This is a genomic window from Rhizobium herbae, assembly GCF_019511375.1.
Taxonomy (GTDB): domain Bacteria; phylum Pseudomonadota; class Alphaproteobacteria; order Rhizobiales; family Rhizobiaceae; genus Pararhizobium; species Pararhizobium herbae_A.
Map to the genome: position 1 here is coordinate 632312 of NZ_JAEUAO010000001.1, position 19504 is coordinate 651815.

Genomic DNA, 19504 nt, shown 5'->3' on the forward strand with positions numbered 1-19504 from the left:
AGAACCGATCCCCTTGTCCTGTTCATGCCCTCCGGCAAGCGCGGGCGGTTTCCCGTCGGCACGCCGATCCTCGATGCTGCACGCTCGCTCGGCGTCTATGTCGAAAGCGTCTGCGGCGGCCGCGCCACCTGCGGCCGTTGTCAGGTGTCGGTGCAGGAAGGCAATTTCGCCAAGCACAAGATCGTCTCCTCGCTCGAAAACATCTCCGTCAAGGGACCGAAGGAAGAGCGCTACGAGAGCATTCGCGGCCTGCCGGATGGCCGCCGCCTTTCCTGCTCCTCGCAGATTCTCGGCGATCTCGTCATCGACGTGCCCCAAGACACCGTCATCAATGCGCAAGTCGTGCGCAAGGCCGCGACCGACCGCGTGATCGAGCGCAATGCCGCCGTCCAGCTCTGCTATGTCGAGGTCGACGAGCCCGACATGCACAAGCCGCTCGGCGATCTCGACCGCCTGAAGGTCATGCTGGAAAAGGACTGGGGCTGGAAGGATCTGCTGATCGCGCCGCATCTCATTCCGCAGATTCAAGGGATTCTCCGCAAGGGCAATTGGGGTGTCACCGCTGCGATCCACCGCGACATGGATTCGTCTCGCCCCTTCATTGTTGGCCTTTGGCCCGGCTTGAAGAACGAGGCCTATGGCATCGCCTGCGACATCGGCTCGACGACGATCGCCATGCATCTGGTCTCGCTGCTCTCCGGCCGGATCGTCGCCTCGTCGGGCACGTCCAACCCGCAGATACGCTTCGGCGAGGACCTGATGAGCCGGGTCTCCTATGTGATGATGAACCCGGATGGGCGCGAGGCGATGACCAAGGCGGTGCGCGGCGCCGTCAATTCGCTGATCGGCAAGGTCTGCGACGAGGGCGAGGTCGACCGCCACGACATTCTCGACATGGTCTTCGTCGGCAACCCGATCATGCACCATCTCTTCCTCGGCATCGATCCGACGGAACTTGGCCAGGCGCCGTTTGCACTCGCCGTCTCGGGCGCGCTGCAATACTGGGCGCACGAGATCGACATCGACGTCAACCGCGGCGCGCGCCTCTATATGCTGCCCTGCATCGCCGGCCATGTCGGCGCCGACGCCGCCGGCGCGACGCTTGCCGAAGGTCCGTATCGGCAGGACCGGATGATGCTGCTGGTCGACGTCGGCACCAACGCCGAAATCGTGCTTGGCAACAGGAACCGTGTCGTCGCCGCCTCCTCGCCCACCGGCCCAGCCTTCGAGGGTGCCGAGATTTCGTCGGGCCAGCGGGCGGCACCGGGCGCGATCGAACGCGTGCGCATCGACCCGCAAACGCTGGAGCCGAAATTCCGTGTCATCGGCGTCGACAAATGGTCGGATGAGGATGGCTTCGCGGAAGCCGCCGCCGCGGTCGGCGTCACCGGCATCTGCGGATCGGCGATCATCGAGGTCGTCGCGGAGATGTATCTCTCCGGCATTATCTCGGAAGACGGCGTGATCGATGGCACGATGGCGGAAAAAAGCCCGCGCATCATCCGGAACGGCCGTACCTTCTCCTATCTGCTTCATGACGGCGAGCAGCGCATCACGGTGACGCAGAACGACGTGCGTGCCATCCAGCTCGCCAAGGCAGCGCTTTATGCCGGCATCAAGCTTTTGATGGAAAAGCTCGAGATCAACCATGTCGATACGATCCGCTTCGCCGGCGCCTTCGGCTCCTTCATCGATCCGAAATACGCGATGGTTCTCGGGCTCATTCCCGACTGCGAGCTCGCCGAAGTGAAGGCCGTAGGCAACGCCGCCGGGACCGGCGCGCTGATGGCCCTTCTCAACCGCGGCCATCGCCGCGAGATCGAGCAAACTGTCAGCAAAATCGAAAAGATAGAGACGGCGCTCGAATCGAAATTTCAGGAGCATTTCGTCTACGCGATGGCACTGCCCAACAAGGTGGATGCCTTCCCGAAACTGGCTGAGGTGGTCACATTGCCGGAGCGCAAGGTGCTGACCGACGATGGCGGTGGTGAAGGTGGCGGCAGACGCCGGCGCCGCAGCCGCGAGTAACGCCGCCGGGGGGAACCAAATGACCGCGGTGACGTTGTTGCGTCACTGTGGACCAGACGCCCTTTCACACCGGAAAACGAAGCGCGCAGCAAGCCGATGCGGCAAGCTCGCGAGGGAAGGAACTCGTCTATCGGGCCGATCTCGAAGGCGGCATAACCCGCAAGCCGGGCAAGCGCGCTTTCCTCTATTACGATGCCGCCGGCCGGCGCATTACCGACCGGGCCGAACTTGACCGGATCGCAGCCCTTGCGATCCCGCCCGCCTATTCCGATGTGCTGATCTCCCCCGATCCGAACTCGCACGTGCAGGCAACCGGGCGAGACGCCAAGGGTCGCAAGCAGTATCGTTATCATCCCGACTGGTCGGCCGAGCGCGACAAGGTCAAATTCGCCCTGCTGCCGGATTTCGCCGCTACGCTGCCGAATATCCGCGAAAAGGTCGATACCGACCTGCGCCTGAGAAAACCGGGCTTGGACAAGGCTTTGGCGACGGTCGTCTGGCTCCTGGACAATCTTTATATCCGCGTCGGCAACACCAGTTATGCAGAGGAAAACGGCTCCTACGGGTTGACGACGCTACGCAGCCGTCACGTGAAGATCGAGGGCTCCAGCGTTCATTTCAATTTCACGGGCAAGTCCGGCAAGGAATGGCGCCTCAGCTACCGCGACCGGCGGATCACCAAGGCGATCCGGACGCTGCAGGAACTCCCTGGCCAACAACTCTTCCAGTACCTCGACGAAGATGGTTGCCGCCGTCCGATCCGCTCGCAGGACGTCAACGCCTATATCCGCGACGCCTGCGGCGCAGATTTCTCCTCCCGCCAGTTCCGCACCTGGGGCGCGACGCGTATGGCAGCGACGGCATTGGCGGCCATCGATCCGGCTCCCAGCCAGCGGCAGCGAAAACAGCAGGTGAACGATGTCGTCGATGCCATCGCGGCACGCCTGGTCAATACCCGCGCGGTCTGCCGGTCATCCTATATTCATCCGCAGGTCTTCGAGGATTTCGAGAGCGGCGAACTCGCCGCGCTCCGGAAAATGCGGCCCAGCCGAAGCGAAACGCTGACGCGCTGGATGGACGACGACGAGATCCGGGTGCAGCGCTGGCTGAAGAAGGGCGGCACCTGAAAGCCCGCCCTCATCCGGCCTATTGCAGGCCGACGAAGGCGGTGCGGACGTCTTCCGCGACAGCCAGGATCGGGGCCGAGGCATTGTCGATCACCTGCAGGCCGATATTGTAGTGGCCGAGTTCCGGCAGGCCCTCGGCATCGCCGAGCGCCACCAGGTCGCCCTGAACCAGGTAGCGCGGCAGCGGCGCGATCGCGAGATCCGCCTGGATGGCGGCACGCTGACCGGTCGTATGGGCGCTGAGAAAAGCGATGCGAAATTTGCGCCCCGCTTTGGTCAGTTGCTCCACCGCATCGGCACGCCAGACGCAGCCATCTTCCCACATGGAGATCGGCAACGGATCGCGCGTATGCGCCGTGCCGCATTTCGTCCCGGCCCAGACCAGCTTTTCCGACAGGAGGATTTCGCCGCCGCCGGTATTTTCTCCGGCCATGCTGTTGAAAATGGCGATATCCATCCGGTGTTCGTCGACACGCTTGCGCAAGGTGCTGCTGTTGCCGATGGTCACGTCGACGGTGACATTCGGATAGGATTCGGAAAAGCGCTTCAGCACTTCGGGCAGGATGCGCTCGCCGATGTCCTCGGGCGCGCCGACGCGCACGACGCCGTTCATGTCCGGCAGCAGGAAGCGCGAGACGGCCTCGTTGTTGAGCGCCAGCATGCGCCGCGCAAAGCCGAGCAGCACCTCACCCTTCGGCGTCAGCGACACGGACCGCGCATCACGCAAGAACAGAACGCAGCCAAGCATTTCCTCGAGTTTCTTGATCTGCATGGAAACGGCCGACGGTGTGCGGTAGACGGTCTCGGCCGCCGTGGTGAAGTTTCCGGTCTCGGCGATGGCGACGAAGGTTTTCAGAATGTCCAGTTCGAGAAGCGGAAGGACATGCCGCAGCATCATGTTCATGGGTCGAAACCTTTCGGATCAGATTTTCTGAATGATACCATTACTTCATTTCGTTTGATTGAACCTCATGTGGGAGCGATAGTCAAGTTGCAAACATCGAAGACGTGATGAAAGGAGCTTCCCATGTCCCTGCAACACGACACCACGACGAGCCGCAAGAATGCCGTCAGCCTGCGCCCAGCCGGCTTTACATTCGCAATGCGCCAAATGTTTGCGCCCCTCGTTCACCAGGTCAGCGAGGGACACCACGCTCGCAAGATTGCACAAGCGCGCAGGGCAACAGAGCGCGAGATCGCCACTTTGCCAGCCAACCTGCGGCGGGATCTCGGCCTGACCGACACGGCCGTGATCGAGCGCGAACGGTCCTGATCAAGCGGTGGAGAGTACCTCTCTCACGACGGCTCTTGGAAACGGCAACGTTGCCCTCTAAACTCTTCCTCTCGGCTGCGCAAAGGCCGCCGGGAGGAATGAGGGAGGAGCCTTGCAATCCGTTAAATACCGCCTTGTCCTGGCGATTTGCCTGGTTCCCGCCCTCCTCTACGTCGTGATTTTCCAAGGCGGAGCACTGGCGACGCGCAGCTACATGAATGAAGCATCGCTTCAGGCAAGCTCGGCCTTGCGTCTGGCGGTTTCGGCACTGAGCGGACATCTCAGCCGCTATGAGCCGCTGCCGGCGCTGATCGCCGATCATGACGGCATCAAGGACCTGGTTGCGCATCCGAACGACAACTCTCTGCGTGAGGCTGCGAATCTTTACCTGAAAGAGATCAACACTCTGCTGGAATCCTCCGATATCTACGTGATGACGATGGATGGAAGCACCATCGCAGCCAGCAACTACGAAGAGCCGACAAGCTTCGTCGGCCAGAATTTCAGCTATCGGCCTTATTTCCAGGAAGCGGCCAAGGGAAATCAGTCGCGGTTCTATGCGCTCGGCACCACCTCGCTGAAGCGCGGCTATTATTTCGCCTCGCCCATCATCGTCGAGAACAACATCACCGGCGTCATCGTCTTCAAGGTCGATATCGATTCGATCGAGACCTCCTGGCGCGGCGGCGAATACAAGATCTTCGTCTCCGACCCTGAAGGCATCATCTTCATGACCGGCAGCCCGGAATGGCTCTATTCCAGTATCCTGCCTCTGAATGCCGAACGCCTGCAAAGGACGCAGGCGTCGCGGCGCTATGCCGAGGCCGTTCTGAAACCCCTTGAGGTCAAGCGCGACAGGCTGGAAGAACACCAGTTGATGACGATAAGCACGGCCGCCGGACGGGAATATCTGGTGTTGTCGCAATATATGCCGGAGGCCGACTGGACGGTGAACGTGCTGATGGAAACGGCGTCCGTTCGCGCCCAGGCGCGCACCACCATCATCGCCGTCGTCCTCTTCCTCTGCCTCGCCGGCCTGGCGCTCGCCATTTTCCTGCAGCGGCGCGCACGGTTGGAGGAACGCATGCGCATGCAGCTTGAAGCCCGCAACGAACTGGAGCGCCGCGTCGAGGAGCGAACGGCAGATCTCGCCCTCGTCAACCAGCGCATCGAGGAGGAAATTGCCGAGCGGCGGCTGACCGAGCAGGAATTGCGCAAGACGCAAGCCGATCTCATCCAGGCGGGCAAGCTCGCCGGACTTGGCCAGATGTCGGCTGCGCTGAGTCATGAACTCAACCAGCCGCTGGCCGCTGCCAAGACCTACGCCGACAGCGCCGCAATGCTGATCGACCTCGAGCGCGTCGGCGAAGCCCGCGACAATGTCCGGCGCATTTCCGGCCTGATCGATCGCATGGCATCGATCAGCCGGCACCTGCGCAATTTTGCCCGCAAGCCGAACGAGAAACTACGGCCCGTCGCACTCGATGCGGCGATGGCCGACACGCTGGAAATCGTCGCTGCCCGCCTGAAAGCAGCCGACGCCGATCTTGAGATCGATCTGTCGGACACGCCGATGGTCAAGGCCGGCTCCGTTCGGCTGCAGCAGGTTCTCGTCAACATCATCACGAATGCGGCAGACGCAGTCGAAGGCCTCGCCAACCGGCACATTCACGTTTCCGCCGAGCACCTGGACGGCAAGGTGATCCTGACGATCAGGGACCACGGCCCCGGCGTGCCCGCGGCGATCGCCGAGCGCATCTTTGATCCGTTCTTCACCACCAAGGGCGTCGGCAAGGGACTTGGCCTTGGCCTCTCCATTTCCTACAACATCGTCAAGGATTTCGGCGGCAGCCTGTCTGTCACCAACCATGCCGAGGGCGGCGCCGTGTTTCGCATCGAACTGGAAGCCGCCACGGCGGCGCAGGAGGCTGCCGAATGAGTGAACCACGCGTCCTGCTGGTCGACGACGAGGAGGAAATGCGCCATTCCACCGCGCAGGCACTCGGTCTTTTCGGGCTTGAAGTCGATACGTTTTCCAGCGCCGAACTTGTGCTGGAACTGATCGGCTACAGCTTCTCCGGGGTCGTGGTCAGCGATATCCGCATGCCCGGGATGGACGGCATGACCCTGCTCCAGCGTATCCGCGAGGTGGATGCGGAAATCCCGGTGATCCTGGTTACCGGCCACGGCGACGTCCAGCTCGCCGTCAAGGCGATGCGCGAAGGCGTCTACGATTTCCTCGAAAAGCCGTTCACCGCGCAGCATCTCGCAGCCGTCGCCCGCCGTGCCATGGACCGGCGCAGCCTCGTGCTGGAAAACAGGCGCCTGCGGGCTGTGGCCGGCAAGAGGGACGATATCGAGGCGCGGCTCCCCGGCCGGACCCAGGCCATGGTCGATCTGCGCTACCGGCTGCGTGCCATTGGCGCGACTGACGCCGATACGCTGATCATCGGCGAAACGGGCGTGGGCAAGGAAGTGGTCGCGCGCGCCTTGCACGATATCAGTGCTCGTGCCGACCGCCCGCTGATCGCCATCAACTGCGCAGCACTTCCGGAAAACCTGATCGAAAGCGAACTCTTCGGCCATGAGGCTGGCGCCTTTCCCGGTGCGCTCCGCCCCCGCTACGGCAAGTTCGAGCACGGCCGCGGCGGCACCATCCTGCTTGATGAGATCGGCTCAATGCCCTTTGACCTGCAGGCAAAGTTTCTGCGCGTATTGCAGGAACGGGTGATCACCCGGCTCGGGTCGAACGAGCCTGTGCCGCTCGATGTCCGTTTCATCGCCACCAGCAAGGTTGATCTCGAGGCGGAAGTCGCCGTCGGCCGCTTTCGGGCCGACTTGCTGTACCGGCTGAACGTAGCGACGCTGCACGTCCCGTCGCTGGCGCAGCGCAAGGCCGACATCCCCCTCCTCTTTCTCCAGCTCGTCCGGGAGGCCGCCGCCCGTTACATGCGCAACGACATTGAAGTGCCGCCGGAACTGATGACCGAGATCGCCGAGCGCACCTGGCCAGGCAATGTTCGCGAATTGCGCAACGCTGCAGACCGGCTCGTGCTTGGCCTCGATCCGAAACCCGAGGAGACCTCAGCCCCGGCGGAACGACAGCGTTTGGCAGACAAGGTGGCAGCTTACGAGCGGGGCATTATCGCCAGCGCGCTCGCTGCCCATGGCGGCAGTCTGCGGCCCGTTTACGAGCAACTCGGCATCTCGCGAAAGACGCTTTACGAGAAGATGCAACGATACGGCCTCGACAAAAAATTGCCGGTGACAGACGGCGATTACGCTGCATGATTATGAAATGGGTGGAAATCCACCCATTGCAGACGGCAATTGTTTCCAATCTCACCCATGGTGCACTGCACCCTCTGCGAAAAGACGCGAAAGCCTCCGCGCGACGGTTGCTCCCATAGCCGCGCGGGTCCCAAATGGGCCATCCAGAATCGGTGCGGGAGGAGCTGCGCCGGCTGGCCAGAATTCATCAGGGAGGGACTTCGATGAAAATCCTTAAAACTTTGTTTGGTATGACCGCGCTTGCCGCCGTTTCGCTCATTTCGGTTTCTGCAAACGCGCAGACCTATCCCGAGCGGACGATCACCATGGTCGTGCCCTTCTCGGCTGGTGGCCCAACCGACACCGTCGCCCGTCTCGTCGCTGAATCAATGTCGAAGGATCTCGGCCAGCAGATCATCGTCGAAAACGTCGGCGGCGCCGGCGGAACGCTTGGCGCCGGACGCGTCGCGCAGGCCGATCCGGACGGCTACACGATACTCCTGCACCATATCGGCATGGCGACCAGCGCCACGCTCTACCGCAAGCTCGCCTATGACACGCTGAACGCCTTCGAATATGTCGGCCTCGTCACAGAGGTGCCGATGACCATCGTCGCGCGCAAGGATTTCGAGCCGACGGACCTCAAGGGCCTGATCGACTACGTCAAGGCCAACAAGGACACGGTGACCGTCGCCAATGCCGGCATCGGTGCAGCCTCGCATCTCTGCGGCATGATGTTCATGAGCGCCATTCAGACTCCGCTTGTCACGGTTCCCTACAAGGGCACCGGCCCTGCGATGACCGATCTTCTCGGCGGCCAGGTCGATATAATGTGCGACCAGACCACCAACACCACCAAGCAGATTCTCGGCGGCACGATCAAGGCCTATGCCGTGACCTCGCCAGCGCGCATTCCTGTCTTGCCCGACGTTCCGACCGCCGCCGAAGCCGGCCTGCCAGACTTCCAGGTCGGCATCTGGCACGGCGTCTACGCGCCGAAGGGCACGCCGGCGGAAGCGGTCGACCGCCTGTCGAAGGCGCTACAGGTGGCGTTGAAGGACCCGAACGTCGGTGCCCGCTTCGCCGAGCTCGGCACGGTGCCCTCTGCCGAAGCCGACGCTACGCCGGCTGCGCTGAAGGCCAAGCTGGAAGCCGAGATCGCCCGCTGGAAGCCGGTCATTGAAGCGGCCGGCCAATACGCCGACTGATCGGACCCACCGTCATGGCAAGGGCCTGACGCGTCTTTCGCCTTCCTCCTCTCTTGGGAGGGAGGCATTCGTTTATCTCTCTTTCCCTGGCTATCCTTTGAAGAGATGATGGACGCGGATGACCGGGCCCGTTTCAAGGAGGCATCATGAAATCCTTATCTCTCGACACCACCAACGCGCTCTGCGGAGCAATCTTTATCGGCCTCGGCGGCTTCTTCATCTACCAGTGCCTTAACCTCGAGCTCGGCACGGCGTTCAGGATGGGGCCAGGCTATTTTCCGCTACTGCTTGCCATCATCCTGACCCTGCTCGGCTTCGTCGTCCTGATCCAGGCGGCGCGCGTGCACGGCGAGCAGCTTGGACCTGTCGCCTGGCGCGGGATGCTGTTCATCCTGCCGGCACCGATCTTCTTCGGATTGACGGTGCGCGGGCTCGGCTTCGTGCCGTCGCTGTTTTTCACCGCCCTGATCGCCTGCTTCGCCTCGCACCGGATGAAGCCGCTGACCGCGATTGCGCTGTCAATCGCGCTGACCGCCTTTTCGGTCGCCGTCTTCAGTTACGCGCTTGGGCTGCCTTTCGAGCGTTTCGGCCCCTGGGTCAGATTCTAGGACATCATCATGGACCTTTTCAGCAATCTCGCACTCGGCTTCTACACCGCAGGCTCGCCCGAAAACCTCCTCTTCTGCCTGATCGGCGTGCTGCTCGGTACGCTGATCGGCGTTCTGCCCGGCATCGGCGCCACGGCGACGATCGCCATGCTTCTGCCGATCACCTTCCAGCTGGAGCCCGTCTCCTCGCTGATCATGCTCGCCGGCATTTACTACGGCGCGCAATATGGCGGCTCGACCACGGCAATCCTGATCAACATGCCGGGCGAATCCTCCTCCGCCGTGACCGCCATCGACGGCTATCAGATGGCCCGCAAAGGCCGGGCCGGCGCTGCATTGTCGATCGCCGCCCTCGGCTCGTTCTTCGCCGGCACCGTTTCCACCTTCCTGGTGGCGATCTTCGCCATTCCGCTGACCGGCATCGCCCTTCAGTTCGGCGCTGCCGAATATTTCTCGCTGATGATCGTCGGCCTCGTCTCCTCGATCGCGCTTGCCCACGGCTCCATCGTCAAGGCTCTGGCCATGGTCGCGCTCGGGCTGCTCCTCGGTCTCGTCGGCACGGATATCTACACCGGGACGCCGCGCTTCACCCTCGGCATCCGCGAATACGCCGATGGGCTGAACTTCGTCGCGGTTGCAGTCGGTGTCTTCGGCGTCGCCGAAATCCTGCGCAATCTGGAAGGTGAAAAGACCCGCACCGTGCTGATGGCCAAGGTCAGTGGCCTGTTGCCGACGCGCGACGATTTCAGGAAGATGTTCGCACCGGTCGTCCGTGGAACCGTCATCGGCTCGGCCCTCGGGATCCTGCCGGGCGGCGGCGCCATCCTGGCGGCCTTTGCCTCCTACACCGTCGAGAAGCGGCTTTCGGATACGCCGCAAGAATTCGGCCAAGGTGCCGTCGCAGGCGTTGCCGGTCCGGAATCAGCCAACAATGCCGGTGCGCAGACGTCGTTCATTCCGCTGCTGACACTCGGCATCCCGGCCAACCCGGTCATGGCGCTGATGGTCGGGGCAATGATCATTCAAGGCATCGTTCCCGGCCCGAACGTGGCTCTCGAACAGCCGGCGCTGTTCTGGGGCATTATCGCCTCAATGTGGATCGGCAACCTGATGCTGGTCGTGCTCAACCTGCCGCTGATCGGGCTCTGGGTGAAGCTGCTCACCATCCCCTACTACGTGCTCTTCCCGATCATCATGGCCTTCTGCTCGATCGGGGTCTACAGCGTCAATTCAAATGTCTACGACCTCTATGCCGTGGCTTTCTTCGGCATCGCAGGCTACCTGCTGGTCAAGCTGCGCTGCGAGCCCGCGCCGCTGCTGCTCGGCTTCGTGCTCGGGCCGCTGCTGGAGGAGAACCTGCGGCGCGCGATGATCCTGTCGCGCGGCGATCCGACGACGTTCGTCACGCGGCCGATCAGCGCCTTCCTGCTCTTGATCGCGTTCGCCGTCCTCGTCGTCGTCTTCCTGCCGGCCGTCAAGGCCAAGCGCGAGGCGGTTTTCCAAGAGGAGGATTGATCCACCTATCGCCTGCAAGGCATGACCGGTGTCCGTGTATACCGGTCATGCGAACAGCGGAGCCGGCTGACACTGTTGGAACCCTGCTCAGGTCAGGCTCGGGGGCGAAATAAACTGGAAGTATGCCCATACCAGCCCCACAGCGACGATGATCGCCAGCCAAGTGAGAACCTTGCGCGTTGCGCGCGTGATGGCCCGCAGTTCCCTCTTGGGCTTCGGCCGCTGAAATTTGATGATGTTGTCGTCGCTCATGTCGGTCCCTGTCTCACATCCTCGAAATCCATAGCACATCTCATGCAACGGCGCCCTCGCCTCGACAGCATCGCATTCGCCGGCAACACCGCTCGAACGGCGCGACAATCTCATCTCAAGCGAGCCTCTCTCGCGGGGCAGCAAGATGCATCGGCTATTCATGCATGAAAAACCCGGCTCTAGGCCGGGTCTCGACTAAAAGCGGCCGTTGAGCCCGCTAGTGCTTGGTGCCGTCCAAAAGCGCGTCGATGAGTTTGATCTGCGAACGAGTGCCGCGCTTGTACTCGTTGATCAATATCTTCGCTTCGGCAGTCGCCTCCTTGCGCGGAATGCGATGCTGTGTGCACCAAGCGTCAAGAACCGTCTGGAGCAAGTCAAGGCCTTTTGGCGGTATTGCGATACCGGATTTCTGCATCATTTTCCTCCCAGAAATTGGTATTTTTTTGTAGGAAGCTGCCTCCTCGCAGCCTCCAGCCCGGACTTTAGTCGAAAGTAGTAGGCGTAAATGTGGCGTTTCGGGTGAGGTACGTACCCGTTTTTGACAGGCGCCAGGGCGCTGGATTTCGATCCTCGGATTCACTCGATGTTGGGTCGAAAAAGTCTTTCTGCTGGATTCAGCATCGCAAGGCCCCGCACCATGTTTGACGCCGTAACAAGGGTGTTTCGTGCCTCTGAAAGCATCATGATATTTGATGCATGGGATCAATTATATTCGCTTGAATGATGAATGGCCTTGCGGCATTACTCTCCCATGGTCGCGACCTTTTGAAGCCTCCCAATCAAAAGGAAACCAAAACATGGCATTCTTCAGTCTAGAACATGCCTCCGATCCAAGGCATTCGTCGCTTGCATCATCCCTCGCTGGCTTGCGCGCACGCGCCATCGCATCATGGCAGCGTCACCGCGCAGAACGGGTGCTCGAAAGCCTTTCCTATGACACTCTGAAGGACATCGGCTTTCCGTCCGTGGACATGGCCCGCAAGGATACGCAGGAAAAATGACGGATCAGATGCCCGCAGCGGCAGGTGACGATCCTCCGTGTCGAACGAATGTGAATGACGCGTGAAAAGGGCATTTCGACCATGATGGCGAAATGCCCTTTTCTGTTTTCCGTTCCTACCGCCGGCCCCCGAGCCATGGCCTGTTTCCGACACCAATTGACGAGCCGGGCGTGTCGCAAATGGCAAATCACCATCCCAGTACGCGGTGGCCGTAGCCTCTACAACCTGCCGGAGAAAAGACAAAATGCGACATTTTTGTCGTTCTGAGTGGAAATAGTGAGTATTTTTTGGGCCTTCGGACGATTTTTACGCCAGCTTGATGCATGTCGCAGATATTTATTTCTTTGCAGTCGCTCGCGTCCATGCCAATGTCGCTTTTAGAAAAGCCAGCTGACGCTTTTCCACGAGACAAATGCGACATCCGCGACGCATGGGACCCTCTCAATGAACAAGCCATTGACCAAAAAACGTTCTCTCGTCTTCTTCCTGGTACCGAACTTTTCCATGCTGCCGTTTTCCGCGGCAATCGAGACACTCCGTATCGCCAACCGCATGCTCGGCTACGAGGCCTACACCTGGCGCCTCGCCTCCACCGATGGGACCCAGGTCCTGTCGTCCAGCGGTATCGGGCTTGAGGTGAACACCTCGCTTGCCGATGAGCGCAAGTTCCTCGGCGGAGAGAACCGGCCATCGATGGTGCTCGTCTGTTCGGGCATCTATGTCGAGGACTTCAACAACAAGTCCGTCAATGCCTGGCTGCGCGAAGTCTATAATCGCGGCGTCTCGGTCGGCAGCCTCTGTACCGGCGCGCATGTGCTGGCGTCGGCGGGCCTGCTGACGGGCAAGCGCTGTGCGATCCACTGGGAAAACCTGCCCGGCTTTGCCGAAAGCTTCCCGCAGGTCGATGTCTATGCCGACCTCTACGAAATCGACAGCAACATCTACACCTGCGCCGGCGGCACCGCCTCGCTCGACATGATGCTGAACCTGATCGACCAGGATTTCGGCGAGAATCTCGTCAACCGCGTCTGCGAACAGGCGCTGACCGACCGTGTGCGCGGCCCGCACGACCGCCAGCGGCTGCCGCTGCGCGCCCGCCTCGGCGTCCAGAACGCCAAAGTCCTGTCGATTATCGAACTGATGGAGGGCAATCTCTCTGAGCCGCTGTCGCTTCTCGAAATCGCCGACAGCGCCGGCCTGTCGCGGCGCCAGATCGAGCGACTGTTCCGGCAGGAAATGGGGCGTTCCCCCGCCCGCTACTACCTGGAAATCCGGCTCGACCGTGCCCGGCATCTGCTGGTCCAGTCGGCCATGCCCGTGGTCGAAGTGGCCGTCGCCTGCGGCTTCGTCTCGGCCTCGCATTTTTCGAAGTGTTATCGCGAACTCTACAACCGCTCGCCCCAGCAGGAGCGTGCCGACCGCAAACTCACCCTGCAGGCCGCGCGCTAGAAACACCTGGCTCGATTTTCAGATCCGGCGTGGCGGCTGAACCCGGCCGCCGGTCAGGACACCATGGCCTTGAGAAGGGTCAGATCGGAAACGATCCGGTTGCGGCCGCCATATTTCGCCATGTAGAGGAATTGGTCGGCGGCGTGAAGGTAGTTGTCGAAGGTTTCCGGCCCCTCGATCGTGGCGAGCCCCATCGATATCGTGATCGACAGTTCCTCATCGTCCGCCACTACCTTCGCCGCTGCGATATCGCGGCGCACCGTTTCACAGAATTCATGGGCGGCGCAGATCCCGAGCTCGTTGAAAAGGATCCCGAACTCCTCGCCGCCAAGGCGGGCAAGCAGGTGCTCCTCTCCAATCAGCGCGCGAAGGCGTTTTGCGACCGCCGTGAGGACGAGATCGCCGACCTCATGGCCGTAGGTGTCGTTCAACCGCTTGAAATGGTCGATGTCGATAATCGCGATCGACGTGGTCCCGCCCCGCCGCAAGCATTGATCGACCATCCTTGAACCGTACTGGAAGAAATAGCGCCGATTGTAGATATCGGTCAGGTAGTCGCGGGCGGCGATGGAGTGCAGGGCCTGGATGCGCTTCTGGATGTTGGCGACCTGAAACAGGCGGCTGTTGAATTCCTCGACGAGCATCGGCTTCTGGATGAACTCCGTGCCACCGCTCTGCAGGAACCTGGCGGCATGGGTGCGGTCGCCGCCGGAAGCGACGGCGACGACGCTGAGTGCATCCTCGCCATGCCTCTGGCGAATTTCCTTGAGCAAGCCGTAAGCCGTCATGTCGCAAAGCGCGATATCGCTGAGCACCATGTCGATGCCGTTGCCGGTATCGAGCAGGCGCAGGGCCTCCGCACCGCTGCCTGCCTCGGTCACGTTGAACTGCTGCTTCTTCAGAAGCGCCAGAAGCTCGGCGCGCGAGGACTCCCCGGAATCGGCCAACAGCACATGGGTGCGCGCATTGGTCAGCGCCCGGTCGACGACCGAAATGAGATGAGTGATGGAATCGGGTTGATTCTTGATGACGCAATCCACGACTTTTCGCGAAAGGACGGTATCGCGCGTTCCGTCATTGAACGAGCCGGTAAATACGATCGCGGCGATGTTTCTGGAAATCACATAGTCCAGCGCCTCGCAATTCGGCGCATCGGGAAGATTGAGATCGAGAACCGCAAGAGAAAATTCGTCCGCGCCATTTTCCAAGGCAGCGTGCAGGGCGGCAAGCGATGAGCAATGGGTGACGGAAACCCCGTGGACGGTTTCCAATCCGTATTTGAGCACGGTCGAGAACATGCGGGAATCCTCGATCAGGAGCATGCGGCTACCCGAATGCTTCTGCACGCTGTTTCCCCGCCTCGACATCTTGCGAAAGCTCACGTTCCTGCCAGCCTCTTATGAGCCGCAGGCGCCGCTTTCGCTGAACGCTGGCTCTCGAATGTCATTTTCCCGATAACAGAATCTACACGCGGACCGACACCCCACCCCTCATCGCGTCACGCCAGCAAATCCACTTTTGATTGCAATATCGTTAACCCCTTAGGTCCAACGACAAAAATCTCCAGCAGCGCCCCGAAGGTGGTGTCCTCAGAAGCGAGCTCTCAGGCTTTGCGAACGTTTTTTGCACCCAAGGTCTGGATTTTCGTCAAGGTGTCGAGATTCTGGTTCACGCGGCAGTAGAACTCTTCGTTGACGAACGGGCGCAACATGAAATCGTTGCCGCCAGCCTTCAGGAACCGTGCCGACAGCAACCGGTTGTCCGAGGAGGAAACGCCAATGATCCGCAGTTGATGCGGCCCGTGGGCTGCGCGAATGCGGCGCGTCAACTCGAAGCCGTCGATATCGGGCATGTTGTAATCGGTGATCATCAAGCCGATATCCGGATGCTTTTTCAAAAGCTCCAGCGCTGCGGCGCCGCTTTCGGCTGAACTGGTACGGAAGTTGTAGCGCTTCAGCTGCGTCGTCAGCAGCGCGCGCGCCGTCGGGCTGTCATCGACGATCAATACGTGGTGCCGGTGGTTCGTCAGGAACCGGCATACGGATTCGGCCAGCATGTCGACCGCGAAAACACTGTCCTTGATGACGTAATCGACGATGTCTTTGGAGAGGATTGTTTCGCGCGTGCTTTCCTGGAAGGTGCCGGTGAAGACGATCGTCGGCACGCTCATGTCGATGAGGTAGGACAGCGCCTCGCCGTTCTCGGCACCGGGAAGGTTGATGTTGGAGATGGCAAGCGCCGCAGGGAAGGATGCGTTCTCGACCGAAAACTGCAGATCCTCGTAGTCGCGGCAGACGATCACGTCGATGTCGAGAAGCTCCTTGAGCCGCTTGGAGACCATGGCGGAGAAGAGATTGGAGTCCTCTGCAAGAACAATACGGTGCTGCTGCAAGGATTCGCCGGAATAGTACATTCCGGACACGCCGAAAAATGACATAGATCGCCTATCTGAAAAGATTGTCCCCGGGGCCCAAGCTACGCAGAAAGGTTTTCGCAGTCGTTAATTGCCTGCTGAAATATGGGATCAACTTGAAGCAAGGGAAAGCCAGCTCAGACGGCGGCGCTGTTCGAGAACCTCCCGCATATCCCAATTTTCAGCATCGCCATTGCCGAAGGCAGCTTGACCCGCGATACTGTTCGCGGCGCTCCCCGCTATTACTTCACGACGGCCGACCCGTTGACGATCTCGATGGTTTCGTCGCCCTGCAGGCCGAGGCGGTCGCCGCTCGGCGTCGTGATGAAACAGCCGCTGGGGCAGATCGATTCCGTGCTGCCGGCACTGATTGCCACTTCCATGCGGCTTTCGCCTTCCACGACAACAAGCACGGCAGGCTCGCCATCCTTGTTCGTCACAGTGGCGGACCAGGCCGGAAAGGCCGCGATGACAGTCAAAACAAATGCACTTACGAATGCCTTCATTGCCCCTCAGCGCCATGGCGCCGCCCTCTTGGCAGCTCGCGCTTCCAGGCGACATGCCCGGACGAGGCGAGACACCCTTCTGCCCGACGTCAGCGTAACGCACGCCGGAAGAATTGCATGATAAATATTGCAGGTCGGCTGAATAGGGTCTGAATGACAAAGGGAGGAGCAACGAGCGCTTGGGCATCGTCTCGCGGTTCGGCCCAGCAAAAAAAGCGCGCCGCCCGGTTTCCGGGCAGGCGCGCTCTGTCGTTAGCAGATTGGAACGCTGTTGGGATCAGGTCCGCGGCTTGAGGTTTTCCGGATCGTAGAGCGGCTTGTATCCGACGCCGGCGACCTCGACCGGGTAGGTCTCGGCGAAATATTCGACGTTGAGCTTGCGGCCGACCTGGCAATATTCCCAGGGCAGATAGGCGAGCGCGATGTTCCTGCCGATCGTCGGGCCATAGGCGATCGACGTCGTGTAGGAACGGCGGCCGAGGCTATCGATCAAAACTTCGCCGCTATCCGGATCCATGACCGGCAGCGAGCCGACCGGGTAGCGTTTCACGCCCTTGGCATCGGTGTTCTCGGTCATCACCAGCGTGCAGAGCATGGCCGGCTGATGGTCACGGGCCTTGTATTCCAGATGCTTGGCCTTGCCGCGGAAATCGGCTTCCTTCACCTTCGGGCGGGCAAGGTCCGCTTCAATGAGGTTGTATTGGGTGAGCAGGTCGGCGTTCTGCAGTCGCAGGCTCTTTTCCATGCGGCGCGAGTTCGCATAGGTCTCGACGCCGAATGCCATGACGCCGGTGGCGCGCAGCGCATCCCAGACAGCGAGGCCATCCTCGTATTTCATGTGCAGTTCCCAGCCCTGCTCGCCGACATAGGAGATGCGGAAGGCGGTGACCGGCTTTCCGGCGATTTCGATCTGCTTGATCGCGGCGAAGGCGAAGTTTTCGAGATCGAGACCGGCCGGATCGGCGACCACCTTCTTCAGCGTCTCGCGGGCATTCGGGCCCCAGATGCCGATGGTGATGAATTTTTCCGAGACGTCGGTGATCGTGACGTCGAGGCCACGGTCTTCGGCAACGCGCTTCATGTAGTGGAAGTCGCGCGGGCCGGCATCAGCGCCGTTAACGAGGCGGCAGCGGTCAGCCATACGGAAGACCGTGAAGTCGGCGCGGACCATCCCCTCGTCATCGAGGAAGTGAGTGTAGATGCCCTTGCCGATATTGCCGTCACCGCCGATCTTGGCAGCGCACAGCCATTCCAGCAGCTCGACATGGTCGGGTCCCTCGATGTCCACCATGTGAAAATGCGAGAGATTGACGATGCCGCAATCCTCGCTCATCGCCAGGTGCTCGGCATTGGAGACGCGCCAGAAGTGGCGGTTGTCCCACTCGTTCTCGCGAGCCGGCACGCGGTCGCCGTACTTCTCGAGCAGGTGCTCGTTGGCGGCATAACCATGCGCACGCTCCCAGCCGCCCAGTTCCATGAAGTAGCCGCCGAGTTCCTTCTCGCGCTCGTAGAAGGGCGAGCGCTTGACATTACGGCTGGTGGCATAGGGCTCGCGGGTATGAACTGCCGGGAAATAGATCTTCTGGGCAGCCTCGTAGCAGCGGTTGGCGATGAACTCTTCCGTCAGTTGGTGCGGATAGAAGCGCGCATAGTCGATGCTGTTGTGGTCGATCTCGGTACGGCCGTCCGTCATCCAGTCGGCAATCAGTTTGCCGTAGCCCGGACCGTCCTTGACCCAGATCGCGACGCAGTACCAGAGACCGCGCACCTTCTGGCTCTCGCCGCAGGACGGGCCGCCGGCGGCAGACACCTGCAGCAGGCCGTTGAAGGAGTGGCCTTCATTGTACCCGAGCTCGCCGAGGATCGGCGTCAGTTCCATGGCGCGCTCGAGCGGCTCGATGATCTGCTCCATGTCGAGGTCGCGCTGAGAGGGCGACAGGCGCGCCTCGTGCTTTTCGAGCAACTCGCGCGGATGGCACATGCGCGGGTTGTCCTTCTCGTAGTAACCCCATTCGATCTGGCCGCCCTCCGTGGTCTTCGGGTCGCCGGTGTCGCGCATATAGGCGGAGTTGCCCTGGTCGCGCAGCAGCGGGAAACCGATTTCCTTGCCGGTGCCTTCGAATTCGTTATACGGACCGAAGAAGGTCAGCGGATGATCGACCGGCATGACCGGCAGGTCTTCGCCGACCATCTCGGCGATCAGGCGGCCCCAAAGACCGGCGCAGACGATGACGTGATCGGCCATGATCGTGCCGCGATGGGTGACGACGCCCTTGATGCGGCCATTCTCGACGATCAGCGACTTTGCCGGCGTATTGCCGAACATCTGCAGCTTGCCCGATTTCTCGGCAGCATCGACCAGCTTGCCGGCGACCGTCTGCGAGCGCGGAATGACGAGACCGGCATCGGGATCGAACATGCCGCCCATGACCTGATCCTCCTCGATCAGCGGGAACATTGCCTTGATCTCGGAAGGCGAAACATAGTGGGCGCGGGTGCCGAAGGCCTTGGCGGAAGACAGCTTGCGCTTGATCTCTTCCATCCAGGTGTCGTCGCCTGTGCGCGCCACTTCCAGGCCGCCGATGCGGGCGTAGTGGCCCATCTTCTCGTAGAAATCGATCGAATATTGCGTCGTCCACACCGAGAGATAGTCGTGGCTGGTCGTGTAGCAGAAGTCGGACGCATGCGCCGTCGAGCCGATGTCGGTCGGGATGCCGGACTTGTCGATGCCGACGATGTCATCCCATCCCCGCTCGATCAGATGATGAGCGATCGACGCGCCGACGATACCGCCGAGCCCGATGATTACGACCTTCGCCTTTTGAGGAAATTCTGCCATTGCGTATGACCCTGA

The 19504-nt window shown here is 61.1% G+C and carries 17 protein-coding genes; 10 read left to right on the top strand and 7 right to left on the bottom strand.

The window, feature by feature from the left end:
• Window positions 1-24: 24 nt before the first annotated feature.
• Complete coding sequence (locus tag JNB71_RS03065) at window positions 25-2028, top strand: ASKHA domain-containing protein (RefSeq protein WP_223215777.1); 2004 nt, start codon at window positions 25-27, stop codon at window positions 2026-2028.
• 47 nt (window positions 2029-2075) lie between these two features.
• The gene (locus JNB71_RS03070) at window positions 2076-3155 is read left to right on the top strand and encodes a DNA topoisomerase IB (protein WP_220370357.1); all 1080 of its coding nucleotides are present in this window, start codon (window positions 2076-2078) and stop codon (window positions 3153-3155) included.
• Window positions 3156-3174: 19 nt separating this feature from the next.
• Here the strand turns inward: JNB71_RS03070 and JNB71_RS03075 are convergent, their stop codons facing one another.
• On the bottom strand, window positions 3175-4059 hold the full coding sequence (locus JNB71_RS03075; RefSeq protein WP_220370358.1) for a LysR substrate-binding domain-containing protein: 885 nt from the start codon (window positions 4057-4059) through the stop codon (window positions 3175-3177).
• 123 nt (window positions 4060-4182) lie between these two features.
• Between JNB71_RS03075 and JNB71_RS03080 the strand changes: the two genes are divergently transcribed.
• The 6 genes from JNB71_RS03080 (at window position 4183) to JNB71_RS03105 (ending at window position 11029) form a co-directional block, all read left to right on the top strand.
• On the top strand, window positions 4183-4428 hold the full coding sequence (locus tag JNB71_RS03080; protein ID WP_220370359.1) for a hypothetical protein: 246 nt from the start codon (window positions 4183-4185) through the stop codon (window positions 4426-4428).
• A 112-nt stretch (window positions 4429-4540) separates the two neighbouring features.
• Entirely contained in the window at window positions 4541-6367 is a 1827-nt protein-coding gene (locus JNB71_RS03085; protein ID WP_262927089.1) for a sensor histidine kinase, read from the top strand.
• The gene (locus JNB71_RS03090) at window positions 6364-7719 is read left to right on the top strand and encodes a sigma-54-dependent transcriptional regulator (protein WP_220370360.1); all 1356 of its coding nucleotides are present in this window, start codon (window positions 6364-6366) and stop codon (window positions 7717-7719) included. Before JNB71_RS03085 ends, JNB71_RS03090 begins: the two co-directional genes overlap by 4 nt.
• Before the next feature lie 203 nt (window positions 7720-7922).
• On the top strand, window positions 7923-8906 hold the full coding sequence (locus tag JNB71_RS03095) for a tripartite tricarboxylate transporter substrate-binding protein (protein WP_220370361.1): 984 nt from the start codon (window positions 7923-7925) through the stop codon (window positions 8904-8906).
• A 146-nt stretch (window positions 8907-9052) separates the two neighbouring features.
• Window positions 9053-9514 carry a tripartite tricarboxylate transporter TctB family protein gene (locus JNB71_RS03100; RefSeq protein ID WP_220370362.1) on the top strand — a complete coding sequence of 154 codons (462 nt, stop codon included), beginning with the start codon at window positions 9053-9055 and terminating at the stop codon, window positions 9512-9514.
• Between the two features lie 9 nt (window positions 9515-9523).
• On the top strand, window positions 9524-11029 hold the full coding sequence (locus JNB71_RS03105; RefSeq protein WP_220370363.1) for a tripartite tricarboxylate transporter permease: 1506 nt from the start codon (window positions 9524-9526) through the stop codon (window positions 11027-11029).
• Between the two features lie 87 nt (window positions 11030-11116).
• On the opposite strand, the gene JNB71_RS03110 is transcribed toward JNB71_RS03105, so the two are convergent.
• Together JNB71_RS03110 and JNB71_RS03115 are read right to left on the bottom strand one after the other, a co-directional pair.
• A complete protein-coding gene (locus tag JNB71_RS03110; RefSeq protein WP_220370364.1) occupies window positions 11117-11281 on the bottom strand; it encodes a hypothetical protein in 165 nt (54 codons plus the stop codon).
• Window positions 11282-11498: 217 nt separating this feature from the next.
• A complete protein-coding gene (locus JNB71_RS03115) occupies window positions 11499-11696 on the bottom strand; it encodes a hypothetical protein (RefSeq protein WP_220370365.1) in 198 nt (65 codons plus the stop codon).
• Window positions 11697-12078: 382 nt separating this feature from the next.
• Here JNB71_RS03115 and JNB71_RS03120 point away from each other — a divergent pair, with 382 nt between their 5' ends.
• Together JNB71_RS03120 and JNB71_RS03125 are read left to right on the top strand one after the other, a co-directional pair.
• Window positions 12079-12282, top strand: a complete 204-nt coding sequence (locus JNB71_RS03120) for a hypothetical protein (protein WP_220371131.1) — start codon at window positions 12079-12081, stop codon at window positions 12280-12282.
• Window positions 12283-12726: 444 nt separating this feature from the next.
• Window positions 12727-13731 carry a GlxA family transcriptional regulator gene (locus tag JNB71_RS03125; protein ID WP_026203100.1) on the top strand — a complete coding sequence of 335 codons (1005 nt, stop codon included), beginning with the start codon at window positions 12727-12729 and terminating at the stop codon, window positions 13729-13731.
• A gap of 53 nt (window positions 13732-13784) precedes the next feature.
• On the opposite strand, the gene JNB71_RS03130 is transcribed toward JNB71_RS03125, so the two are convergent.
• The 4 genes from JNB71_RS03130 to JNB71_RS03145 all read right to left on the bottom strand — a co-directional run bounded on the left by JNB71_RS03130 (window position 13785) and on the right by JNB71_RS03145 (window position 19489).
• Window positions 13785-15077, bottom strand: coding sequence for a GGDEF domain-containing response regulator (locus JNB71_RS03130; protein WP_220370366.1), 1293 nt, complete (start codon window positions 15075-15077; stop codon window positions 13785-13787).
• Window positions 15078-15334: 257 nt separating this feature from the next.
• Window positions 15335-16168, bottom strand: a complete 834-nt coding sequence (locus tag JNB71_RS03135; protein ID WP_220370367.1) for a response regulator — start codon at window positions 16166-16168, stop codon at window positions 15335-15337.
• 218 nt (window positions 16169-16386) lie between these two features.
• Entirely contained in the window at window positions 16387-16650 is a 264-nt protein-coding gene (locus JNB71_RS03140) for a hypothetical protein (protein ID WP_220370368.1), read from the bottom strand.
• Window positions 16651-16927: 277 nt separating this feature from the next.
• Window positions 16928-19489 carry a GcvT family protein gene (locus JNB71_RS03145; protein ID WP_220370369.1) on the bottom strand — a complete coding sequence of 854 codons (2562 nt, stop codon included), beginning with the start codon at window positions 19487-19489 and terminating at the stop codon, window positions 16928-16930.
• Window positions 19490-19504 lie beyond the last annotated feature (15 nt).

Bases quoted from the DNA above. Each gene is read 5' to 3' on its own strand.
- JNB71_RS03065 (WP_223215777.1), top strand. From the start codon at position 25: ATGCCCTCCGGCAAGCGCGGGCGGTTTCCCGTCGGCACGCCGATCCTC.
- JNB71_RS03075 (WP_220370358.1), bottom strand. From the start codon at position 4,059: ATGAACATGATGCTGCGGCATGTCCTTCCGCTTCTCGAACTGGACATT.
- JNB71_RS03080 (WP_220370359.1), top strand. From the start codon at position 4,183: ATGTCCCTGCAACACGACACCACGACGAGCCGCAAGAATGCCGTCAGC.
- JNB71_RS03090 (WP_220370360.1), top strand. From the start codon at position 6,364: ATGAGTGAACCACGCGTCCTGCTGGTCGACGACGAGGAGGAAATGCGC.
- JNB71_RS03095 (WP_220370361.1), top strand. From the start codon at position 7,923: ATGAAAATCCTTAAAACTTTGTTTGGTATGACCGCGCTTGCCGCCGTT.
- JNB71_RS03100 (WP_220370362.1), top strand. From the start codon at position 9,053: ATGAAATCCTTATCTCTCGACACCACCAACGCGCTCTGCGGAGCAATC.
- JNB71_RS03105 (WP_220370363.1), top strand. From the start codon at position 9,524: ATGGACCTTTTCAGCAATCTCGCACTCGGCTTCTACACCGCAGGCTCG.
- JNB71_RS03110 (WP_220370364.1), bottom strand. From the start codon at position 11,281: ATGAGCGACGACAACATCATCAAATTTCAGCGGCCGAAGCCCAAGAGG.
- JNB71_RS03115 (WP_220370365.1), bottom strand. From the start codon at position 11,696: ATGCAGAAATCCGGTATCGCAATACCGCCAAAAGGCCTTGACTTGCTC.
- JNB71_RS03120 (WP_220371131.1), top strand. From the start codon at position 12,079: ATGGCATTCTTCAGTCTAGAACATGCCTCCGATCCAAGGCATTCGTCG.
- JNB71_RS03125 (WP_026203100.1), top strand. From the start codon at position 12,727: ATGAACAAGCCATTGACCAAAAAACGTTCTCTCGTCTTCTTCCTGGTA.
- JNB71_RS03135 (WP_220370367.1), bottom strand. From the start codon at position 16,168: ATGTCATTTTTCGGCGTGTCCGGAATGTACTATTCCGGCGAATCCTTG.
- JNB71_RS03140 (WP_220370368.1), bottom strand. From the start codon at position 16,650: ATGAAGGCATTCGTAAGTGCATTTGTTTTGACTGTCATCGCGGCCTTT.
- JNB71_RS03145 (WP_220370369.1), bottom strand. From the start codon at position 19,489: ATGGCAGAATTTCCTCAAAAGGCGAAGGTCGTAATCATCGGGCTCGGC.